This is a genomic window from Brevundimonas sp. NPDC055311, assembly GCF_053645695.1.
Genome location: NZ_JBSHMV010000002.1, coordinates 601,108 through 618,487 on the forward strand (window position 1 = coordinate 601,108; position 17,380 = coordinate 618,487).

Annotated in this window: 17 protein-coding genes; 10 read left to right on the top strand and 7 right to left on the bottom strand. The window is 68.0% G+C overall.

Features of this window, described 5'->3' with window-relative positions; genetic code table 11:
- Positions 1–43 precede the first annotated feature (43 nt).
- The 3 genes from ACWIDZ_RS08720 to ACWIDZ_RS08730 form a co-directional block, all read right to left on the bottom strand.
- Positions 44–559, bottom strand: a complete 516-nt coding sequence (locus ACWIDZ_RS08720) for a cell wall hydrolase (RefSeq protein WP_338577018.1) — start codon at positions 557–559, stop codon at positions 44–46.
- Positions 560–663: 104 nt separating this feature from the next.
- Positions 664–2,166, bottom strand: coding sequence for a sensor histidine kinase (locus ACWIDZ_RS08725; RefSeq protein ID WP_338577016.1), 1,503 nt, complete (start codon positions 2,164–2,166; stop codon positions 664–666).
- The gene (locus ACWIDZ_RS08730) at positions 2,163–2,891 is read right to left on the bottom strand and encodes a TVP38/TMEM64 family protein (RefSeq protein ID WP_338577014.1); all 729 of its coding nucleotides are present in this window, start codon (positions 2,889–2,891) and stop codon (positions 2,163–2,165) included. The genes ACWIDZ_RS08725 and ACWIDZ_RS08730 overlap by 4 nt, the downstream gene beginning before the upstream one ends.
- Before the next feature lie 180 nt (positions 2,892–3,071).
- Between ACWIDZ_RS08730 and rpmH the strand changes: the two genes are divergently transcribed.
- The 6 genes from rpmH to ACWIDZ_RS08760 all read left to right on the top strand — a co-directional run bounded on the left by rpmH (position 3,072) and on the right by ACWIDZ_RS08760 (position 7,799).
- Positions 3,072–3,206 carry a 50S ribosomal protein L34 gene (gene rpmH, locus ACWIDZ_RS08735; protein WP_003164000.1) on the top strand — a complete coding sequence of 45 codons (135 nt, stop codon included), beginning with the start codon at positions 3,072–3,074 and terminating at the stop codon, positions 3,204–3,206.
- A 35-nt stretch (positions 3,207–3,241) separates the two neighbouring features.
- Positions 3,242–3,670 carry a ribonuclease P protein component gene (rnpA, locus tag ACWIDZ_RS08740; RefSeq protein WP_291782960.1) on the top strand — a complete coding sequence of 143 codons (429 nt, stop codon included), beginning with the start codon at positions 3,242–3,244 and terminating at the stop codon, positions 3,668–3,670.
- 5 nt (positions 3,671–3,675) lie between these two features.
- A complete protein-coding gene (yidC, locus tag ACWIDZ_RS08745; RefSeq protein ID WP_453987884.1) occupies positions 3,676–5,478 on the top strand; it encodes a membrane protein insertase YidC in 1,803 nt (600 codons plus the stop codon).
- A gap of 4 nt (positions 5,479–5,482) precedes the next feature.
- The gene (gene yihA / locus ACWIDZ_RS08750) at positions 5,483–6,151 is read left to right on the top strand and encodes a ribosome biogenesis GTP-binding protein YihA/YsxC (RefSeq protein WP_312218592.1); all 669 of its coding nucleotides are present in this window, start codon (positions 5,483–5,485) and stop codon (positions 6,149–6,151) included.
- A 73-nt stretch (positions 6,152–6,224) separates the two neighbouring features.
- On the top strand, positions 6,225–6,728 hold the full coding sequence (locus ACWIDZ_RS08755; protein ID WP_291782971.1) for a DUF3617 domain-containing protein: 504 nt from the start codon (positions 6,225–6,227) through the stop codon (positions 6,726–6,728).
- Positions 6,729–6,803: 75 nt separating this feature from the next.
- Positions 6,804–7,799, top strand: coding sequence for an LLM class flavin-dependent oxidoreductase (locus tag ACWIDZ_RS08760; RefSeq protein WP_453987883.1), 996 nt, complete (start codon positions 6,804–6,806; stop codon positions 7,797–7,799).
- Here ACWIDZ_RS08760 and ACWIDZ_RS08765 read toward each other — a convergent pair.
- The 4 genes from ACWIDZ_RS08765 to ACWIDZ_RS08780 all read right to left on the bottom strand — a co-directional run bounded on the left by ACWIDZ_RS08765 (position 7,796) and on the right by ACWIDZ_RS08780 (position 11,750).
- On the bottom strand, positions 7,796–8,230 hold the full coding sequence (locus ACWIDZ_RS08765) for a hypothetical protein (protein ID WP_453987882.1): 435 nt from the start codon (positions 8,228–8,230) through the stop codon (positions 7,796–7,798). The genes ACWIDZ_RS08760 and ACWIDZ_RS08765 overlap by 4 nt on opposite strands.
- A 77-nt stretch (positions 8,231–8,307) precedes the next feature.
- Positions 8,308–9,453 carry a polysaccharide biosynthesis/export family protein gene (locus ACWIDZ_RS08770; RefSeq protein WP_453987881.1) on the bottom strand — a complete coding sequence of 382 codons (1,146 nt, stop codon included), beginning with the start codon at positions 9,451–9,453 and terminating at the stop codon, positions 8,308–8,310.
- 21 nt (positions 9,454–9,474) lie between these two features.
- Positions 9,475–10,755: a glycosyltransferase family 4 protein gene (locus ACWIDZ_RS08775; RefSeq protein WP_453987880.1), complete on the bottom strand. Its 1,281-nt coding sequence runs from the start codon at positions 10,753–10,755 to the stop codon at positions 9,475–9,477.
- Complete coding sequence (locus ACWIDZ_RS08780; RefSeq protein ID WP_453987879.1) at positions 10,755–11,750, bottom strand: KpsF/GutQ family sugar-phosphate isomerase; 996 nt, start codon at positions 11,748–11,750, stop codon at positions 10,755–10,757. The genes ACWIDZ_RS08775 and ACWIDZ_RS08780 overlap by 1 nt, the downstream gene beginning before the upstream one ends.
- 179 nt (positions 11,751–11,929) lie before the next feature.
- Here ACWIDZ_RS08780 and otsB point away from each other — a divergent pair, with 179 nt between their 5' ends.
- From otsB to ACWIDZ_RS08800, 4 genes are all read left to right on the top strand, one after another.
- Positions 11,930–12,715, top strand: a complete 786-nt coding sequence (otsB, locus tag ACWIDZ_RS08785) for a trehalose-phosphatase (RefSeq protein ID WP_453987878.1) — start codon at positions 11,930–11,932, stop codon at positions 12,713–12,715.
- Complete coding sequence (locus ACWIDZ_RS08790) at positions 12,712–14,496, top strand: glycoside hydrolase family 15 protein (protein ID WP_291782983.1); 1,785 nt, start codon at positions 12,712–12,714, stop codon at positions 14,494–14,496. Before otsB ends, ACWIDZ_RS08790 begins: the two co-directional genes overlap by 4 nt.
- Complete coding sequence (locus ACWIDZ_RS08795; protein ID WP_312220776.1) at positions 14,493–15,866, top strand: alpha,alpha-trehalose-phosphate synthase (UDP-forming); 1,374 nt, start codon at positions 14,493–14,495, stop codon at positions 15,864–15,866. The genes ACWIDZ_RS08790 and ACWIDZ_RS08795 overlap by 4 nt, the downstream gene beginning before the upstream one ends.
- Before the next feature lie 239 nt (positions 15,867–16,105).
- Positions 16,106–17,254, top strand: a complete 1,149-nt coding sequence (locus ACWIDZ_RS08800) for an outer membrane beta-barrel protein (RefSeq protein ID WP_453987877.1) — start codon at positions 16,106–16,108, stop codon at positions 17,252–17,254.
- The last annotated feature ends 126 nt before the right edge of the window (positions 17,255–17,380 follow it).

Sequence of the window (17,380 nt, forward strand, 5' to 3'; positions counted from 1 at the left end):
GCCCCGGCGGAAGGTCGGCGGCGCCCCTTTCTTTTCAGGCGTCTCAGTTCGGCGCCTGACGGCCCGCGTTGCAGCGCGCCGTATCGCCACGCTCGCAGGCGGCCACGGTAGCGCGCCAGTCGGCCATGTCGCGTTCATAGCGGGCCTGGGCTTCCTCGGCCGCACGCAGTTCGGCTTCGTGTCGCTCCTGGGCGAGGCGAGCGTCGGCCTGGGTCTGATCGACCTCGGCCTGCCAACGGCGCTGGGCGTCGGCCTGAGCGGCCTGGTTGGCCCGGTCCTCGTTCTCGGCCAGGTCGTTCTGGGCGACGATCTCGGCGTTGAGGGCCTGGGTCTCACGCAGTTCCTGGGGGGTCTGGGCTGAATCCGGCGCGCGGTGATAGCGCTCGCCCTTGGCCAGCATCTCGGCCACGGGGTCCTTGGGCGCCGGGGGCGTGGCGCTCTGATTCTGGCTTTGGGCGTAGCTCGCGCCGGCGCTCAGGGCGAGCGCCAGCGCCGAAGGCAGCATCAACGCCGTCCAGACGCGCGAGGGGAGGGGGCGCGAAGGCGTGTGACGGATCATGAGGTCTCTCCTTTGCAGGGCGAGGATGCGAAAGGCCGCAAGCTTGGCGCTTCCGACGCTTGATGGAAATAACGTCCCGAAACGGGGAAGGCTGCGCCCGCGCCTCACTGCGGCAGCAGAAGCTCGAAGCGCGTGCCCTGGGGGCCGGTGTCCAGCAGGACCAGGGCGCCGCCGTGGTTGGCCGCCAGCTCGCGCGAGATGGTCAGGCCCAGGCCTGTGCCGTCGGCTCCGCCGCCGCTGACGAAGGGTTCGAACAGGCGGTCGGCCAGACGCGGCGGGATGCCGGGACCGTCGTCGCGCACGCCGATGGCGGCCATGCCGTCGCGGAGCTCGGCGCTGACGGTGATCGCGCCCTTGCCCTTGTTGAGGCCTCCGGCAGCGGACTCGATGGCCTGGCGGGCGTTGCGCATCAGATTGACCAGGATGCGGTGCAACTGATCCGGATCCGCGTTGACGGTGAAGCGGGCGGGCAGATCACGCACCAGGCGCACGCCGTCGGGCTCCAGCCCAGCGTCCTCAGCGGCGGCGGCCACGGCGCGGGCCAGCAGCATCTTCTGAAGCTGGGGCGCTGGCTCCTCGGTCTTGCCGTAGGCCAGCACGTTGCGCGCCAGGGTCGAGGCGCGGCCCAGCGCCCGCTCCAGTCGGGGCAGGGCGGTCGCCACCAGGGGATCTGACGAGGTCGACAGCCGCTCGGACGCCATCTGGGCCGAGGTCAGCATGTTGCGCAGATCGTGGTTGATCTTGGCCACCGCCTCGCCCAGCGCCGCCAGACGGGCGCGTGAGCGCAGGGACTGACGCACCTCCTCCTGCATCCGAGCCAGTTCGCGCTCGACCCGGCCGATCTCGTCCTTGCGGTCCGAGGGCGTTTCGGCCGGGCTTTCTGGATTGGCGGCGAAACGCTCGATCGAGCGGGTGACGCGGCGCAGGGGCTGCAGCACCAGCATCGACAGGGCGGCGTACAGCAGGCCGCCCGCCACCGCCGCGATCAGCAGCGACATCATCAGGCTGTTGACCAGGAAGCTCTCCAGCTCCTTCTTCAGCGGCTGGGCCGGGGCCAGGATCTCGATCAGGTCGCCCGAGCGATAGCGCGGCGCCGCCTGCACCCGCAGCGAGCGGTCGGGGTGGCCGAACAGGGTCTTCCACGGGTCCAGCAGCCGGGCGCCGACGCTGCGCTGGCGCAGGTCGATCAGTTCGGGCGCTCGCGGCAGGTTGGGGGCCTGCAGCAGCAGACGCCGCACCCCCTGTTCGCCGATGACCACCGACTGCACCCCGCCGATGCTCAGCAACTGTTCGGCGGTGGAATCCTCGACGGCGGAATAGGGCAGGGCCTCGACCCCGACCGAGGCCAGTTCGGCCGCCTGCAGCCGGTCCATCAGCCACCGCTCCTGGAAGGAGGCGGCGCTGGGCACGATGATCAGGGCGGCGACCGCCAGGGTGAAGGCGACAGTCAGCAGCAGCAGTCGGCTGGACAGGCCGTCGGGCGCCCGCGGCTTCAGCCGCCGGCGCAGGGCGCTCCACCGGGCGGGCAGGGCCGCAGGCGTCCTGGCGGGCGTCGCCGGGGCCATGGGCGTCTGCAGGCCGGTCGGAAGGGCCTCGCGCTCCGTCATGACGCCTCCATGCGGGGACGGGCGCGCAGCTTCTGGGCCAGCTTGAGCAACAGGGGCAGCAGCATGGACAGGAAGGCGACTCCCATCAGAGGCCAGAGGAATTCCGCGAACAGGCTCCGAATGTCGGGATTCGGGTCCGTGACCAGAACGTCGTGCAGGCTGTCGCCGATCCAGCAATAGATGGTGTGCGCGGGCAACAGGCCGATGAAGGTGGCGATCACATAGGGCCGCAGCGGCGCCGCCATCACGCCCGCCGCCACATTGATCATGTGGAACGGCACGGTGACGACCAGGCGCGCGACCAGCACGTACCAGAAGGTGTTCTTGTCCACCCCGGCGCAGACCTTGTTCAGCAGGCCCGTATCGGCGGTGGCGCGGCGGCGCAGGGAATCGCCCAGGGCGGTGCGCCCCACATAGTAGACGGCCAGGGCGCCGACCGTGGCGGCGAAGGCGGTGGCGACGCCCCCGACCCACGGACCGAACAGATAGCCCGCCGTCACCGTGATGAAGACCACCCCCGGAACCACGCTGGCCGTCAGCAGGGCGAAGACCAGCATCAGCGCGCCGAGCATCAACAGATAATGTCGGGCGGTCAGGGCCTCCAGCGCCGTTCCATGCTCGCGCAGGGTGTCCAGCGACAGATAGCGATTCCAGCCCATGCCGAAGATCAGGGCGACGGCGGCCAGCAGCACGGCCAGGGGCAGAAATCTTTTGACCCGGTCCAAGCCGCGCTCCGTCCTCTTCTTCCTGACATCCTTAGCGTATTTCCAGACGCCGTGCGCCCCTGTCAGCGATGTGGAAAAGCCGCTTCGGCGTTGACTCTCGTCCTGCCGCCGCTTATACGCCCGCCTCTCTCGCGGCTGACGCTTGTGTCTGTCGCCAACCCCAGTAACCCGGAGCCGACCGTGAAGCGGACCTATCAGCCGTCGCGACTCGTGCGCAAGCGCCGTCACGGCTTCCGTTCTCGGATGGCCACCAAGAACGGTCAAAAGATTGTCGCGCGTCGCCGCGCCAAGGGCCGCAAGCGCCTGACGGCCTGACGTCACGCGCCCATTTCCCTGTCAGGGCGGGGCGCATGACCGATCTGATGAAAATCGATCGCCTGTTGCGGCGGCCCCAGTTTCTGGCGGCCGCCAAAGGCGTTTCCCAGGCCCGCGGCGCCGTGGTGGTCCAGCAGCTGGATCGCGCCGACGGCGACCCAACGGTGCGCCTGGGATTCACCGCCACCCGCAAGATCGGCGGCGCCGTGATCCGCAATCGCGCCAAGCGGCGCCTGCGCGAGGCCGCCCGCCTGCTGACCCCGCTGCACGGCCGGGTCGGGTGCGACTATGTATTCATCGCCCGGATGGGCACGGCGGACCGCGACTGGGACCGTTTGCTTGACGACGTGAAATCGGCCCTTACAAGGCTCGCAACCCCGCGCGCGGCTTCCGATATGGGAGACCGGGCCGCTTCGACCGCCCGCGTCGCCCCCGACCCGCGCCCCGCCGACCAGGACCGCTGATCCCGATGCAGAACCAGAATTCGCGCAACACCATCATCTTCTTCGTGTGCGCGGCCCTGATCATGGGCGTCTACTACTTCATGGTGATGCGCCCGCAGGCCGAGGCGCGTCGCCAGGCCCAGGTCGTCGCCGCCGAGCAGCAGAAGGCGCGCGAGGCTTCGGCCGACGCCGGTCTGACGCCGTCGAGCGCCGCGCCGGGCGTCTTCATCAAGGAGCGCGCCGAGGCCCTGGGCACGGTCGCGCGCGTGCCGATCCAGACCCCGACCCTGAAGGGCTCGCTGTCGCTGCAGGGCGCGCGCATCGACGACCTGTACCTGACCAACTACAAGGAAACGCTCGACAGGAATTCGCCCCCGGTCGAGCTGTTCCGCCCGCAGGGCATGGAGCACGCCTATTTCGCCCAGTTCGGCTGGAGCGGCCCGAACGTCCCCGGCGGCGTGCCCGGCCCCAACACCGTCTGGCGCCTGACCCAGGGTTCGACCCTGACGCCGACCACCCCGGTCGAGCTGACCTGGGACAATGGCTCGGGCCTGCGCTTCACCCGCGTCGTCTCGATCGACGACCAGTATATGTTCACGGTCAAGGACACGGTGGCCAACCTGGGAACCCAGGCCATCGCCATCGCCCCCTACGGCCGCGTCGAGCGCCAGGGCGTGCCGGTCGACCTGGGCAAGCAGATGATCCTGCACGAGGGCGCGATCGGCGCCTTCGGTTCGGACGGCAAGTTCACCACCGAACAGGTCAAGTACAAGGACTGGGCCAAGAAGCCGCGCATCGAGAAGGACTCGACCGGCGGCTGGCTGGGCATCACCGACAAATACTGGCTGGCGGCCCTGATCCCGACCCAGGACGAGGCCATCGAAGGCCGCTTCTCGGTGCGCGACGCCGACGGGATGAACATCCACGAAGCCGCCATGCTGGGCGCGACCCACACCATCCAGCCGGGCCGCCAGATCGAAGAGACGCAACGTCTGTTCGCCGGCGCCAAGCGCGCCGAGGTGCTGAAGGGCTACGAGGAATCGCTGAACCTGCCGCGCTTCGTCTACGCCATCGACTGGGGGATGTTCTGGTTCCTGACGCGCCCGATCTTCACGGTGGTGGAGTTCTTCTACGGCGTTCTGGGCAACTTCGGCCTGGCCATCCTGGCCCTGACGGTCGTGGTCAAGCTGATCCTCTTCCCGCTGGCCAACAAGTCCTATGAGAGCCTGTCCAAGATGCGGACCCTCCAGCCCAAGATGGAGGAGATCAAGAAGAAGCACGGCTCCGATCCGCAGAAGCAGCAGCAGGAGATGATGGCCCTGTATCAGCGGGAGAAGATCAATCCGCTGGCGGGCTGTCTGCCGATGGTGGTGCAGATCCCGGTCTTCTACGCCCTGTACAAGGTGCTGTTCGTGACCATCGAAATGCGTCACGCGCCCTTCTTCGGCTGGATCCGCGACCTGTCGGCGCGCGACCCTTCGACGATCTGGAACCTGTTCGGCGCCGTGCCGTGGGACCCGGCCACCCTGCCGATCCTCGGCGGCATCCTGAACGGCCCGCTGCACCTGGGCGTCCTGCCGCTCGTCTACGGCTTCACCATGTGGCTGCAGATGGCGATGAACCCGCCGGCGCAGGATCCGATGCAGCGTCAGATCTTCGCCCTGATGCCCATCGTCTTCACCTTCATCATGGCTCCGTTCGCGGCCGGCCTGCTGATCTACTGGGCGTGGAACAACGTGCTGTCGATCATCCAGCAGTATGTGATCATGCATCGCTTCGGCGCCGAGAACCCGATCGACAGCTTCATCGCCCGCTTCAAGAGGGCCTGATCGGTTGGACGCTTCGGACGAGCCCAAGGTCGGAGAATACTCGGACGCCGAGGTCGAGGCGGCGCGCATCCTGTTCGCGCGCCCCGCGACCTTCATCATGGGCTGCGCCAAGATCGAGCAGCTGCCGACGCCGGACCTGCCCGAGATCGCCTTCGCCGGGCGCTCCAACGTCGGCAAGTCCAGCCTGATCAACGGGCTGGTGGGGATGCACAAGCTGGCGCGCGCCTCGAACGAGCCGGGCCGCACGCGCGAGGTGAACTTCTTCGACCTGGACGGGCGGATGCGCCTGGTCGACCTGCCCGGCTACGGTTGGGCCAAGGCGTCCAAGACCACGGTCAAGAAGTTCCAGGATCTGGGCCGCGACTATCTGCGCGGCCGGGTGACGCTGAAGCGCGTCTATCTGCTGATCGACGCCCGCCACGGCCTGAAGAAGGTGGACGACGAGGCCCTGGATGCGCTGGACCTGTCGGCCGTCTCTTACCAGATCGTCCTGACCAAGGCCGACAAGCTGAAGAAGGGCGAGGCCGAAAAGGTCCAGGCGGCGACGCTGAAAGCCATCTCCAAACGCCCGGCGGCCTATCCGCACGTCGCCGTCACCTCCTCGGAAAAGGGCTTCGGCCTGCCCGAACTGCGCGCGGAGATCATGCGCACCACCGGCGTCGTTCTCGACTGAATCTCACGTTGGCGTGAACCGTTAAGCCGGACCGGCGTTGTCCCCTCGGTTCTTAACGAGAGGGGAGCGCTCCATGCGTTCAGCGATCATCGGCGGCGTCGCCGTCGCCTGCCTGCTGGGTCTGTCGGCCTGCGGAAACAACAACAAGGCCGAAACCCCGGCCGCCGACGGGGCCGAGACCGCCTCGACGGCTCCTGCGGCGACGCTCGACGCGCCCAAGCCGGGCCTGTGGCGCGTGTCCACCGCCATGGAAGGCATGCCGGGCGGCGCAGCCATCGCACCCCAGGAAGTCTGCATCAAGGAAGCCAAGCTGGAGGCTCCGGCCAACACCCAGCAGCCGGGCGCTGATTGCACCACCCAGCCCTTCGCGCGTCAGGGCGACGCCATGGTCGCGACGTCGACCTGCACCCTGCCGGGCAATATGAAGGCCGACTCCACCATCCGCGTGACCGGTGACTTCAACAGCCGCTACGTCACCGAGGTCACCACCAAGATGGACCCGGCGCCGACGCCGCAGATGGCCCAGACCAAAGTCACCATGACGGCCGAGCGCATCGGCGACTGCCCCGCCGCCTGATCGCGGCCTGCCGGATAACGATATGATCGTCACGGCCGGTATGGCGTCGCTGAAAAGCGGCCCCATATCGGTCGGATGATCCCTCTGTCCATTCTCGACCTCGCCCCCGTGCCGGAAGGCTCCGACGTGGGCCAGGCCCTCGCCAACACCATCGATCTGGCCCGCCACGCCGAGCGGCTGGGCTACAGCCGCTACTGGCTGGCCGAGCACCACAACATGCCGGGCATCGCCAGCGCCGCGACTTCGGTCGTCATCGGCGCGGTGGCGGCGGCGACGAAGACCATCCGCGTCGGCGCCGGCGGGGTCATGCTGCCCAACCACGCCCCCCTGGTCATCGCCGAACAGTTCGGCACCCTTAACGCCCTTCATCCCGGCCGGATCGACCTGGGCCTCGGTCGTGCGCCCGGATCGGATCAGGCGACGGCGCGCGCCTTGCGCCGCACGCTTCAGGGCGACCACGACGCCTTCCCGCAGGACGTGATGGAGCTGATGCAGTGGTTCGCGCCCGCCACGCCGGATCAGCGCATCATCGCCAATCCGGGCGAGGGTCAGGCCGTGCCGATCTGGATCCTCGGCTCCTCGACCTACGGCGCTCAGCTGGCGGCGCATCTGGGCCTGCCCTACGCCTTCGCCAGCCATTTCGCGCCGGGCGAGATGATGCGGGCCCTCGACATCTATCGCCAGACCTTCCGCCCGTCGCCGTATCTCGAGAAGCCCTATGTCATGCTGGGCTACAACGCCTTCGTGGCCGAGACGGACGAGGCGGCGCGCCTGCTGTTCACCTCGGTCCAGCAGGCCTTCGTCAACCTGAGAACTGGCCGCCCCGGCAAGCTGCCGCCGCCGGTCGAGGGCTATTACGAGCGGCTGGACGGCGCGGCGCGCGGCATGATCGACGCCGCCCTGGCCTGCTCGGCGGTAGGCGCGCCAGCGACGGCCAAGGCCGCCCTCGACGCCTTCATCGCCCAGACCGACGCCGACGAACTGATGCTCACCAGCCAGATATGGGACCCGGCCGCCCGCGTGCGATCGATCGAGCTTCTGGCGGCGGCGACGAGACTGGCGTCCGTCTAACGCTCGCTTTCGGGCGCTTGGAACAGCAGGGGCGAGGCGACGCTCTCGGCGTCCAGATGACGCCAGGCCGCGCCCAGGCGGATGGCGTCGGCCAGGTCCTGCGGGGATATGGGCTCGGCCTCCGTCAGACGCTGGCGCAGCCCGGCGCAGGCCGCCAGCACGGCGGCGGCGCGCCGCACCTCGGGGACCGACGATCGGGCGCCCAGGCCGTCCAGAGCCGCGAAGCGCCACCCCTCCTCGGGCGGGGCCGCCTGGATGAGCGCCCATTTCTCGGCGGGGGAAAGGCGGTCGGACAATCGTTCCCAGACGCTGTCGTCGCCCCGTCGGCGATACTGGCCCGGTTGAGCGGGCAGGCCGTGCCGACCATAGACCTCGCACGCGGCCGCCTCGATGGCGGCGACCTCCGCCAGCAGACTTTCCACGCCGTCCATAGACCCCTCTCGGGGGGCGACGGCGTGCGGGTCGCCTCGGTCGTCGCGACGGCGTCCGAACCGACCCAGCATGAGCCTTAGCGGTTCAGCGTGCTGGTGACCGAGACGTCGTAGACCACGCGGGTGATGCTCTGGACCACCTCGAAGAATTTGCGCATCTCGGCCGCGCCGGCGCGCGGCGTGTAGAGGAGGTCGTCGGGCTGCATCTGGAAGTTGCTGGCGATGAAGAAGCCCTCGCCCTCGGTCAGGTTCAGGCGATAGACCACCGGCACGCCGCGTGAGGTTGCGGGTTGCTGGATGCCCAGCGCCTGGGCCACTTCCGGCCGCTCGAAGCGGAAGACCAGCACCGACTTGGCGTCGGCCAGGTTGGAGTCCAGCCCGCCGACGCCGCTGAGGGCCTCGGCCAGGGTCAGCGGACCGGGCGGCAGTTCGCTGCGCGCCACGGCGTTGAAGGCGCCGAAGGAGCTGAACCGGCGCGGTTGATAGACCAGGTTCACCTGATCGCCGCGTTGCAGGCGGACGTTTTCGTTGAACTCGGTCGTGACGATGGACATCGGGGCCGTATAGGTGCGGCCCTGGCGCTGGATCTGGACATTGACGTCATAGATGGAACGCGAAGAGCCGCCGGCGGCGGCGATGATGTCCAGGATGCGGTCATGGTTGGCCGACAGAGGCTGGCGGCCGGGGTTGCGCACCTCGCCCAGCACGGTCACGGCGTTGGAGGTATTGCCCGCCACGGTGACGATCACCTGGGGATTGGCGACCTTGCCGACCAGGGCGCGACGCACGGCCGCCGAGGCTTGTTCCGGGGTCAGTCCCTCGACCCGCACGTCTCCGGCGAAAGGCACGGGCACGGCACCGTTGCGATTCACCACCAGGGGCGGAAGAGTCTGATTGCCCGACGCCGCCGGCGCCGTGGCGCTGCCGCCGCCGAACAGGGAGCCGCCGGGCTCGAAGATGCTGACCGCCAGGGTGTCGCCGATGCCGATCACATCAGTGGGGGTCTCGCTGGAGGCCAGGGCCAGACTGCTGAACGAGGGGGGCGGCGCGGCCTTCAGACGTTCACTCAGCTCGAAGTCCAGATTGACCAGGGCGTAGTCGCCTGCACGCTCGGGCGAGGCGGCGCTCCCGACCACGTTGCGGCCCGACGGTCCGTCGCGCGGCAGGGTGGAGCAGCCCGCGAGCAGGGCGACGATCATCAGGCTGGCGGCGGTTCTGGTCATGACGGCCCTATTGCAGTTTGATCAGTTGCTTACTCGCAGGGCGTCCGCGCCGCCAGAGGGCGGCAGCACCTGCTGCTCCACGACTTCGAAATGCCGCTCCCACGTCGGAGCGGAATAGGACGGGGCCACGGGCGCCGTGCGCGTCCATTCCTCGAGGGCGGCCAGCCAGCCCAGACCGTCCAGCGGATCGATCAGGCGGGCGTGCGGCACCAGTTCGCGGTGGGCGGCGATGTCCGAGGCGATCAGGGGAATTCCCATGGCGCTGGCCTCGACTGCGGGCAGGTCGAAGCCTTCGGTCGACGAGGGCGCGACCACGGCGCGGGCTCCCCGCATCAGGGCCGACAGGGCGCAGTCGGGCAGGTTCTCGGCCTGATGGACCAGGCCCTGCAGGTTGGGGGAGCGCTGCAGCAGATCGAGCACCGCTTCATTCTCCCAGCCGTAGCGTCCGACCAGGACCAGACGCGGGGCCTCGGCGCCCATCCTTTCCTGCAGGCGACGCCACACGGTCAGCAGGAAGGCGAGATTCTTGCGCGCCTCGATCGTGCCGACATGGACGAAATAGGGATGGGCGGCCCCGACCACGACGCTGCCGTTCAGGGTGCGCTCCAGGCCCAGGTGGGCGACATCGACCGGCGGCGACGTCAGGCCGGATCGTCCGGCGAAGGCCAGAAGCTCATCGGCCGTGTGCTGGGAGTTGACGATGATCCTTGAGGCGTGGCGCAGAATATTCACCACCCGACGCTCATGCTTGGTCCGGTCGCCCGGTCGGCAGAACTCGGGATGGGTGATGGGAATCAGGTCGTGCACCATGACGACCCGCTCGATGTTTCCAGCGTCCAGGGCGGTCAGGATGTCCGGCGTGTTCAGGCTGGTGTGGCCGACATTGACATAGGCCCGGGCGGCCGGCGGCGCCTTGACGCTGCGGGTGCGGAAATACTGCTTCCAGACGCGGCGCTTGATCCGCTTGGGCGGAGCGTCCTCGTCGGGTACGCGGCCGAGGATGGACGCCCCGTTGTCCGAAGAGCGTAGGGCGGCGAACAGGCGCTGGGCCTCGGGGCTCAACTCGTTGACCCTGCCCGGGCCGGTCCAGCGTGCGCGCAGTTGGGCGATCCGGTCGCGGAACCACTCATCATCGACGCGCGCCAACTGATCATGACGCGCCCGAACCGGCACCATGCGATAGACGGGATGCTCGATCAGCCATTCTGCATAGGCCAGGCAGACGCGATCCACACCAGTCGGTGCGCTTCGCTCCGTGCGGCTGAGCAGCCGGCTGGCGTCGAACAGAATGTCTTCAGGCATCAGGATATATAGCCCGCCCGCATGAGTTCGGCGATGTGGATGATGGCGACTGGCCGGCGCTCGTCGATCACGATCAGATTGCTAATCTTGTTCGCCGTCAGCAGATCGACCACGTCGCTCATGCGGGCTTCGGGTTCGACGGTGATCGGGCTGCGGCTCATGATATCCGTCGCACGAAGAGTGGCGATGTCGTTGGCGAAGGCTCGGCGCACGTCGCCGTCGGTGATCACTCCGGCCAGGCTGCCGTCCGGGCTCAGGACGGCGACCGCTCCCTTGCGCCCCTCGGTGATCGCCGACACTACGGTGCGAAAGTCCGCGTCAAGTGGCACGCTGGCCGGGGCGGCGGCGTTATCGCCCATCCACTCGCGCACGGTCTGCAGGCTCATGCCCAGGGCCCCGCCCGGATGGTGCAGGCCGAAATCCTCGCGCGTGAAGCCGCGACGGTCCATCAGCACCATGGCCAGGGCGTCGCCGATGGCCAGAGTCATCAGCGTCGAGGTCGTCGGCGCGAGGCCGTTGGGGCAGGCCTCGGCCACCTTGGGCATGGTCAGGCAGACGTCCGAGTGGCGGCCCAGGAAGCTCTGGGGCCTCTGGGTGACGCCGATCACCGGAATGTCGTTGCGGGCGCAGAAGAGCAGCGGATCGCGCAGTTCGCGGCTTTCGCCCGAGTTGGATATGGCCAGAAGCGTCGTGTCGGGGCGCAGCATCCCCAGGTCGCCATGACTCATCTCGGCCGGGTGAACGAAGAAGGAATTGGTCCCGGTGGAGGCCAGGGTGGCGGCGATCTTGCCGCCGATATGGCCCGACTTGCCCATGCCCGTCACCACGACATAGCCGGGACGCGACAGGATGACGTCGGCGGCGCGCGCGATGGAGGAATCCAGCGAACGCTCCAGCGCCTCCAGCGCCTCTATGTTCAGGCGCACGACTTCGCGCGCCCGATCGGACATGGCGGTCAACTGTTCAGGGGAGGACGGGGCGGAAAAAGCAGTCATGACGGCTCCAGACGCCAGGGCCGTTTCGGCGGCTCTTCATGGCGCAGTGGCAAATGCCTTATTCGCGAGTTCGATACAATGGCACCGTCGCGGGTGAATGGTCGATGAATAAATGACAACCAAAGCGACCCTCATGCGTTGCAATACGTCCTGGGGATAGAAAAAGAATCTTGAGACGTATGTCATCACCACAGGGGCTCGCCTGCCCTCGACTGCCCGCGCCGCCTGCCCGACTGGCCGAGGCTGCGCTTTTTCTCGATCTTGACGGGGTGCTGGCGCCCCTGGCGCCGACGCCCGACGCCGTGGGGCCGGAGCCGCGTCGCACTCGGACCCTCACGCAATTGACACAGGCCCTGGGCGGGCGGGTCGCCGTCGTCAGCGGCCGCACCCTGGCGGAGATCGACCGCATCGTCGACGGCGCGGCGAGCGCGGCGTCCGGGGTGCATGGGTTAGAGCGGCGCCGTGCCGACGGCGCCCTGAGCGCGCGGGCTCCGGCGCCTTCGGTGCGGACCGCCGTGGCCGCCTTTGAGGATTTCGCCCAGAGTCGCCCCGGAGTGATTGTCGAGGACAAGGGGCTGTCGGCCGGGCTGCATTTCCGTCAGGCTCCGAACGAGGCGGCTGCGGCCCTGACCCTCGCGACAGCCCTGGCGGATCAGACCGGCCTGACGCTTCAGCCGGGCTCCATGGTACTGGAGCTCAAGACCCCCGGCGCGGACAAGGGCGTCGCGGTCGCGGCCTTCATGACCGAGTCGCCCTTCAACGGCGCCACGCCTGTCATGGTGGGGGACGACCTGACCGACGAGGCGGGCTTTCGGGCGGCCGAGGCGCTGGGCGGTTTCGGCGTCCTGGTGGGGCCCGAGCGGCCCACCGCCGCCCGCTACAGGCTGGAGAATGTGGAGGCGGTGCTCGACTGGCTCGGCGCCCTGGCCTCCTCCGCCGCAGAGGAGAAGGAGGCGCGCGCATGACGCCCAACCTGGATCTAGCGCCCATCGGCAACTGTTCGGTCAGCGCCCTGATCGACCGTCAGGGGCGGTTTGTCTGGGCCTGCGCCCCGCGCATCGACGGCGATCCTGTCTTCTCGGCCCTGATGGACGGCGCCGCCCCCGAGCACGGCTTCTGGGCGATCGAACTGGAAGGCCAGGTCTCCGTCGAGCAGGAATACGTCCGCAACACCGCCGTCCTGCGGACGGTGCTGACGGCTGCCGACGGCGCCGCGATGGAGATCATCGACTTCTGCCCGCGCCACCTGAAGCATTCGCGCATCTACCGCCCGGTGGCCTTCGCGCGCGTGGTGCGTCCGCTGGTCGGAACGCCGCGCGTCACCATACGCCTGCGCCCTTCGGCCGACTGGGGCGCGAGCCGCGCCCAGCATACCTCGGGCTCCAACCACATCCGCTATCTGTGCAGCGATGTGACCCTGCGGCTGACCACCAACTGCCCGGTCAGCCATGTGCTGAACGAGCGGACCTTCCGTCTGGAGGAGGAGATGGCCTTCTTCCTGGGGCCGGATGAAGGTTATGACCAATCGGTCCTGGCGGGCGTCAACGCCGCCCTGGACCTGACCATCGCGCACTGGAAGCACTGGACCCGGACCCTCTACCTGCCTCTGGACTGGCAGGAAGCGGTGATCCGCGCCGCCATCGCCCTGAAGCTGTGCGTCTATGAAGAGACCGGCGCCATCGTCGCCGCGATGACCACCTCCGTGCCGGAATTCCCCGAAAGCGGGCGCAACTGGGACTATCGCTACTGCTGGATCCGCGACGCCTACTATACGGTGCGGGCGCTCAACCGGCTGGGCGCGGTGGACATCCTGGAGAGCTACCTCGGCTATCTGCGCAATCTGGTCGACGCCTCCGCGGGAGGGCATGTGCAGCCGGTCTATGGGGTAGGGCTTGAGCCCGCCATCGTCGAGCGTATCGTCGACAGCGTCGAAGGCTACCGCGGCATGAAGCCGGTGCGCGTCGGCAATCAGGCGCACGAGCATCTTCAGCACGACGTCTACGGCCAGATCGTCCTGCCCCTGGTCCAGGCCTTCTTCGATCATCGCCTGCTGCGTCCCGGCACGATCGAGGACTTCCGCGCCCTGGAGAAGGTCGGCGAGCGCGCCTTCGCCATGCACGATCAGGTCGACGCCGGATTGTGGGAGTTCCGCACCATCGCCCGGGTGCATACCTATTCCTCGGTCATGTGCTGGGCGGCCTGCGATCGCCTGGCCCGGGCGGCGCATCATCTGGGTCTGGACGACCGCTGCGAGCTGTGGCGCGAGCGGGCGCGCATCATCCGCGAGCGCATCGAAGCCGAAGCCTACTTGCCCGACGAAGGCCGTTTCGCCGCCAGCTTCGGCGGGACGGAGCTGGACGCCGCCCTTCTGCAGATGACGGACCTGGGCTTCCTCGACGCCCACGATCCGCGTCAGGTGAAGACTTTCGAGGCGGTCGAGCGCGATTTGAAGCGCGGTCCCTACCTGTTCCGCTACGCCCACGCGGACGACTTCGGCGAGCCGGAGACCGCCTTCAACTTCTGCACCTTCTGGTACATCGAGGCCCTGGCTCTGAACGGCCGGGTCGAGGAGGCGCGCGTCATCTTCGAGGAGATGCTCAGCCGCCGCACCCATGCGGGCCTGCTCAGCGAGGACATCTCGATTCAGGACGGCGAGTTGTGGGGCAACTACCCGCAGACCTATTCCCTGGTCGGAATCATCAACTGCGCGGTCCTGCTCAGTCGCTCGTGGACGGACGCGCGATGAGCCGCCTGATTGTCGTCTCGAACCGCGTCTCGGCGCCCAAGGACCCCGCGGCGGGTTCCGCCGGAGGCCTGGCCATGGCCCTGTCGGCGGCGCTGCGGAAGTATGAGGGGCTGTGGTTCGGCTGGTCCGGCGAGACGGTCGAACATTTCACCGGCGAACTGAATGTCGAGGACCGGGCCGGCGTGACGGTCGCCACCGTCGACCTGGAGCCTCAGGACGTCGACGAATACTACAACGGCTACGCCAACAAGACGTTGTGGCCCCTGTTTCATCACCGGGTCGACCTGACGGCTTATGAACGGTCCTACGGCGAGGGCTATGAGCGGACCAACCGTCGATTCGCCGAAGTGCTCGAGCCGCTGCTCGAGCCTGACGACGTCATCTGGATTCACGACTACCACATGATCCCGATGGCGCGGGATCTGCGCCGTCTGGGGGTGAAGAACCGCATCGGCTTCTTCCTGCACACGCCCTGGCCCGCGCGTCAGTTGCTGGTGACGCTGCCGCATCACCGTCGGCTGGTGGAATCCATGTTCGACTTCGACCTGCTGGGTTTCCAGACGCGCGAATGGCTGGGGCTGTTCCAGCGCTATGTCGAGGTCGAGGCGCGCGGCCGGGTGCTGGACGACGGCCGCCTCGAAGCCTTCGGCCGCAGCGTCCGGGCTGGGGTCTTTCCCATCGGCATCGATGTGGACGGCTTTCTGGCGGCGCGCGATTCTCCGCTGGGACAACGGACCTATGACCGGATGGCGGCCTCGGCTGTTTTTCGCTCGGTGATCGTGGGGGTTGATCGGCTGGACTACTCCAAGGGGCTGGAGCAGCGCCTGCTGGGCTATGAGCAGTTCCTGGAGGACAACCCCGACCAGCGCGGTCAGGTTTTCCTGCTGCAGGTCACGCCCATTTCGCGCGATGAGGTGGATACGTATCAGGACATGCGGGTGCGGCTGGAGGCTCTGGCGGGACGGGTCAACGGCGCCTACGCCGAAATGGACTGGCAGCCGGTCCGCTATCTGAACCGCACCTTTCGCCGCGACCAGCTGGCGGGCCTCTATCGGGCGGCGCGGGTCGGCCTGGTGACGCCCCTGCGCGACGGCATGAATCTGGTGGCCAAGGAATATGTGGCGGCTCAGGACCCGGACGATCCGGGCGTCCTCATCCTGTCGCGCTTCGCGGGCGCGGCCGAACAGATGGGGGAGGCGCTCCTGGTCAATCCCTTCAGCCGCGAAGAGTTGTCAGAGGCGATCCAGAAGGCTCTCACCATGCCCTTGTCGGAACGCATCCGGAAGTGGAAGGCGCTGATGCAGGTCGTGCGGGACACAGACGTCGCGCGCTGGCGCGATGACTATGTCCGGGCCTTGCTGGCGACTTGAGTGATTCGAAACGACGTCTTGATCGTCTCATATTGTAAACTCGCCCGAATTTTGATGTTTCAAAATGACTAAGTCTCCGAGTCTTGGGCGACGAGAAAGGCATTATGTGTTGAAACGGCGCCACAGTGGACACATTCAGCGCCAAAATGGGGAACCGCTGCACTGCAATACCGTTCGGCTTTCGAGCGCCTTCGCGGTAACGCATGGGCTTTCGGATCAACCAAGAGTGTGAGGACACCATGAAGCTGAAACTTCTGGCCAGTGTCGCTGCCGCGGGGCTGTTCGCAGCCGGCGCTGCATCGGCGGAGCCCGATGGCTGGTACGGCGCGATCGACGCCGGCTACCACATCATCGACGACATCAACACCGAAGCGTCGGCGACCGGCCACCACTGGAACTGGGAAGTCAATGACGGCTGGGCGGCGTTCGCTCGCCTGGGCTACCGTTTCAACCCGAACTGGCGCGTTGAACTCGAAGGCGGCTACCGCTCGGGCGACATCGGTCGCGTGCGCGCCGTCTCGGGCCCGAACGGCCTGTGCAACTCGACCCCGGCCACCGGCCCGTGCCACTCGCCGGAAGGCGACATCACGTCGACGACGCTGATGGCCAACGTCCTGTACGACTTCGGTTCGCCGGACTGGACCATCCGTCCGTTCGTCGGCCTGGGCGTGGGCGTGAACCGCGTCAACACCGACACCGCCGGCCGTCTGCGCCAGGATCCGACCGTCGCCTTCACCGCCGACGACAGCTCGACCAAGTTCGCCGCTCAGGCGATCGCCGGTCTGGCCTGGGCCGTGTCGGACCGCGCCAACATCGACCTGACGTACCGTTACCTGACGGGCGACATGGAGTTCGACACCAACCAGTCGGCCGCTCCGGCCTTCGGGACCCTGTCGGGCGACTACGACCAGTCGCACACCGTGACGCTGGGCCTGCGCTATGCGTTCGGCGCCGAGCCGGTGGCCCCGCCGCCGCCGCCCCCGCCGCCCCCGCCGCCCCCGCCGCCTCCCCCGCCGCCCCCGCCGCCGCCTCCGCCGCCTCCGGCCAAGCCGGCTGCGCGTCAGTTCGTGGTCTACTTCGACTTCGACCGTTCGGACCTGACGGCGGAAGCCCGCTCGGTGGTGACGCAAGCCGCCAACTACGCCAAGTCGGGCGCTCCGACGCGCGTGCTGGTCGTCGGCCACACCGACACCTCGGGCAACGCGGCCTACAACATGGGCCTGTCGAACCGCCGTGCGCGCACCGTGGCTGACGCCCTGGTCGCTCAAGGCGTCAACGGCGGCGTGATCTCGCTGGACGGCAAGGGCGAGACCCAGCTGGCCAAGCCGACCGCCGACGGCGTGCGCGAGCCGCTGAACCGTCGCGCCACCGTCGACATCAACTTCTAAGCCCTGAGGGGGCCGGTCTCGATCGGCCCCCGAAGGCTGTGTTGATGAAGGGTCAAGGCCGCCGAGCTCCGTCGGGTTCGGCGGCCTTGATTCAATAGCTTAGGCCCAAGGTGGTTCCCGTTTCGC

Excerpts from the sequence above, each read along its gene's own strand:
- ACWIDZ_RS08725 (WP_338577016.1), bottom strand. The coding sequence starts at position 2,166 with ATGACGGAGCGCGAGGCCCTTCCGACCGGCCTGCAGACGCCCATGGCC.
- rnpA (WP_291782960.1), top strand. The coding sequence starts at position 3,242 with ATGACCGATCTGATGAAAATCGATCGCCTGTTGCGGCGGCCCCAGTTT.
- ACWIDZ_RS08790 (WP_291782983.1), top strand. The coding sequence starts at position 12,712 with ATGACGCCCAACCTGGATCTAGCGCCCATCGGCAACTGTTCGGTCAGC.
- otsB (WP_453987878.1), top strand. The coding sequence starts at position 11,930 with ATGTCATCACCACAGGGGCTCGCCTGCCCTCGACTGCCCGCGCCGCCT.
- ACWIDZ_RS08755 (WP_291782971.1), top strand. The coding sequence starts at position 6,225 with ATGCGTTCAGCGATCATCGGCGGCGTCGCCGTCGCCTGCCTGCTGGGT.
- ACWIDZ_RS08775 (WP_453987880.1), bottom strand. The coding sequence starts at position 10,755 with ATGCCTGAAGACATTCTGTTCGACGCCAGCCGGCTGCTCAGCCGCACG.
- yidC (WP_453987884.1), top strand. The coding sequence starts at position 3,676 with ATGCAGAACCAGAATTCGCGCAACACCATCATCTTCTTCGTGTGCGCG.
- ACWIDZ_RS08760 (WP_453987883.1), top strand. The coding sequence starts at position 6,804 with ATGATCCCTCTGTCCATTCTCGACCTCGCCCCCGTGCCGGAAGGCTCC.
- ACWIDZ_RS08765 (WP_453987882.1), bottom strand. The coding sequence starts at position 8,230 with ATGGACGGCGTGGAAAGTCTGCTGGCGGAGGTCGCCGCCATCGAGGCG.
- ACWIDZ_RS08720 (WP_338577018.1), bottom strand. The coding sequence starts at position 559 with ATGATCCGTCACACGCCTTCGCGCCCCCTCCCCTCGCGCGTCTGGACG.
- ACWIDZ_RS08770 (WP_453987881.1), bottom strand. The coding sequence starts at position 9,453 with ATGACCAGAACCGCCGCCAGCCTGATGATCGTCGCCCTGCTCGCGGGC.
- ACWIDZ_RS08795 (WP_312220776.1), top strand. The coding sequence starts at position 14,493 with ATGAGCCGCCTGATTGTCGTCTCGAACCGCGTCTCGGCGCCCAAGGAC.
- ACWIDZ_RS08780 (WP_453987879.1), bottom strand. The coding sequence starts at position 11,750 with ATGACTGCTTTTTCCGCCCCGTCCTCCCCTGAACAGTTGACCGCCATG.
- ACWIDZ_RS08800 (WP_453987877.1), top strand. The coding sequence starts at position 16,106 with ATGAAGCTGAAACTTCTGGCCAGTGTCGCTGCCGCGGGGCTGTTCGCA.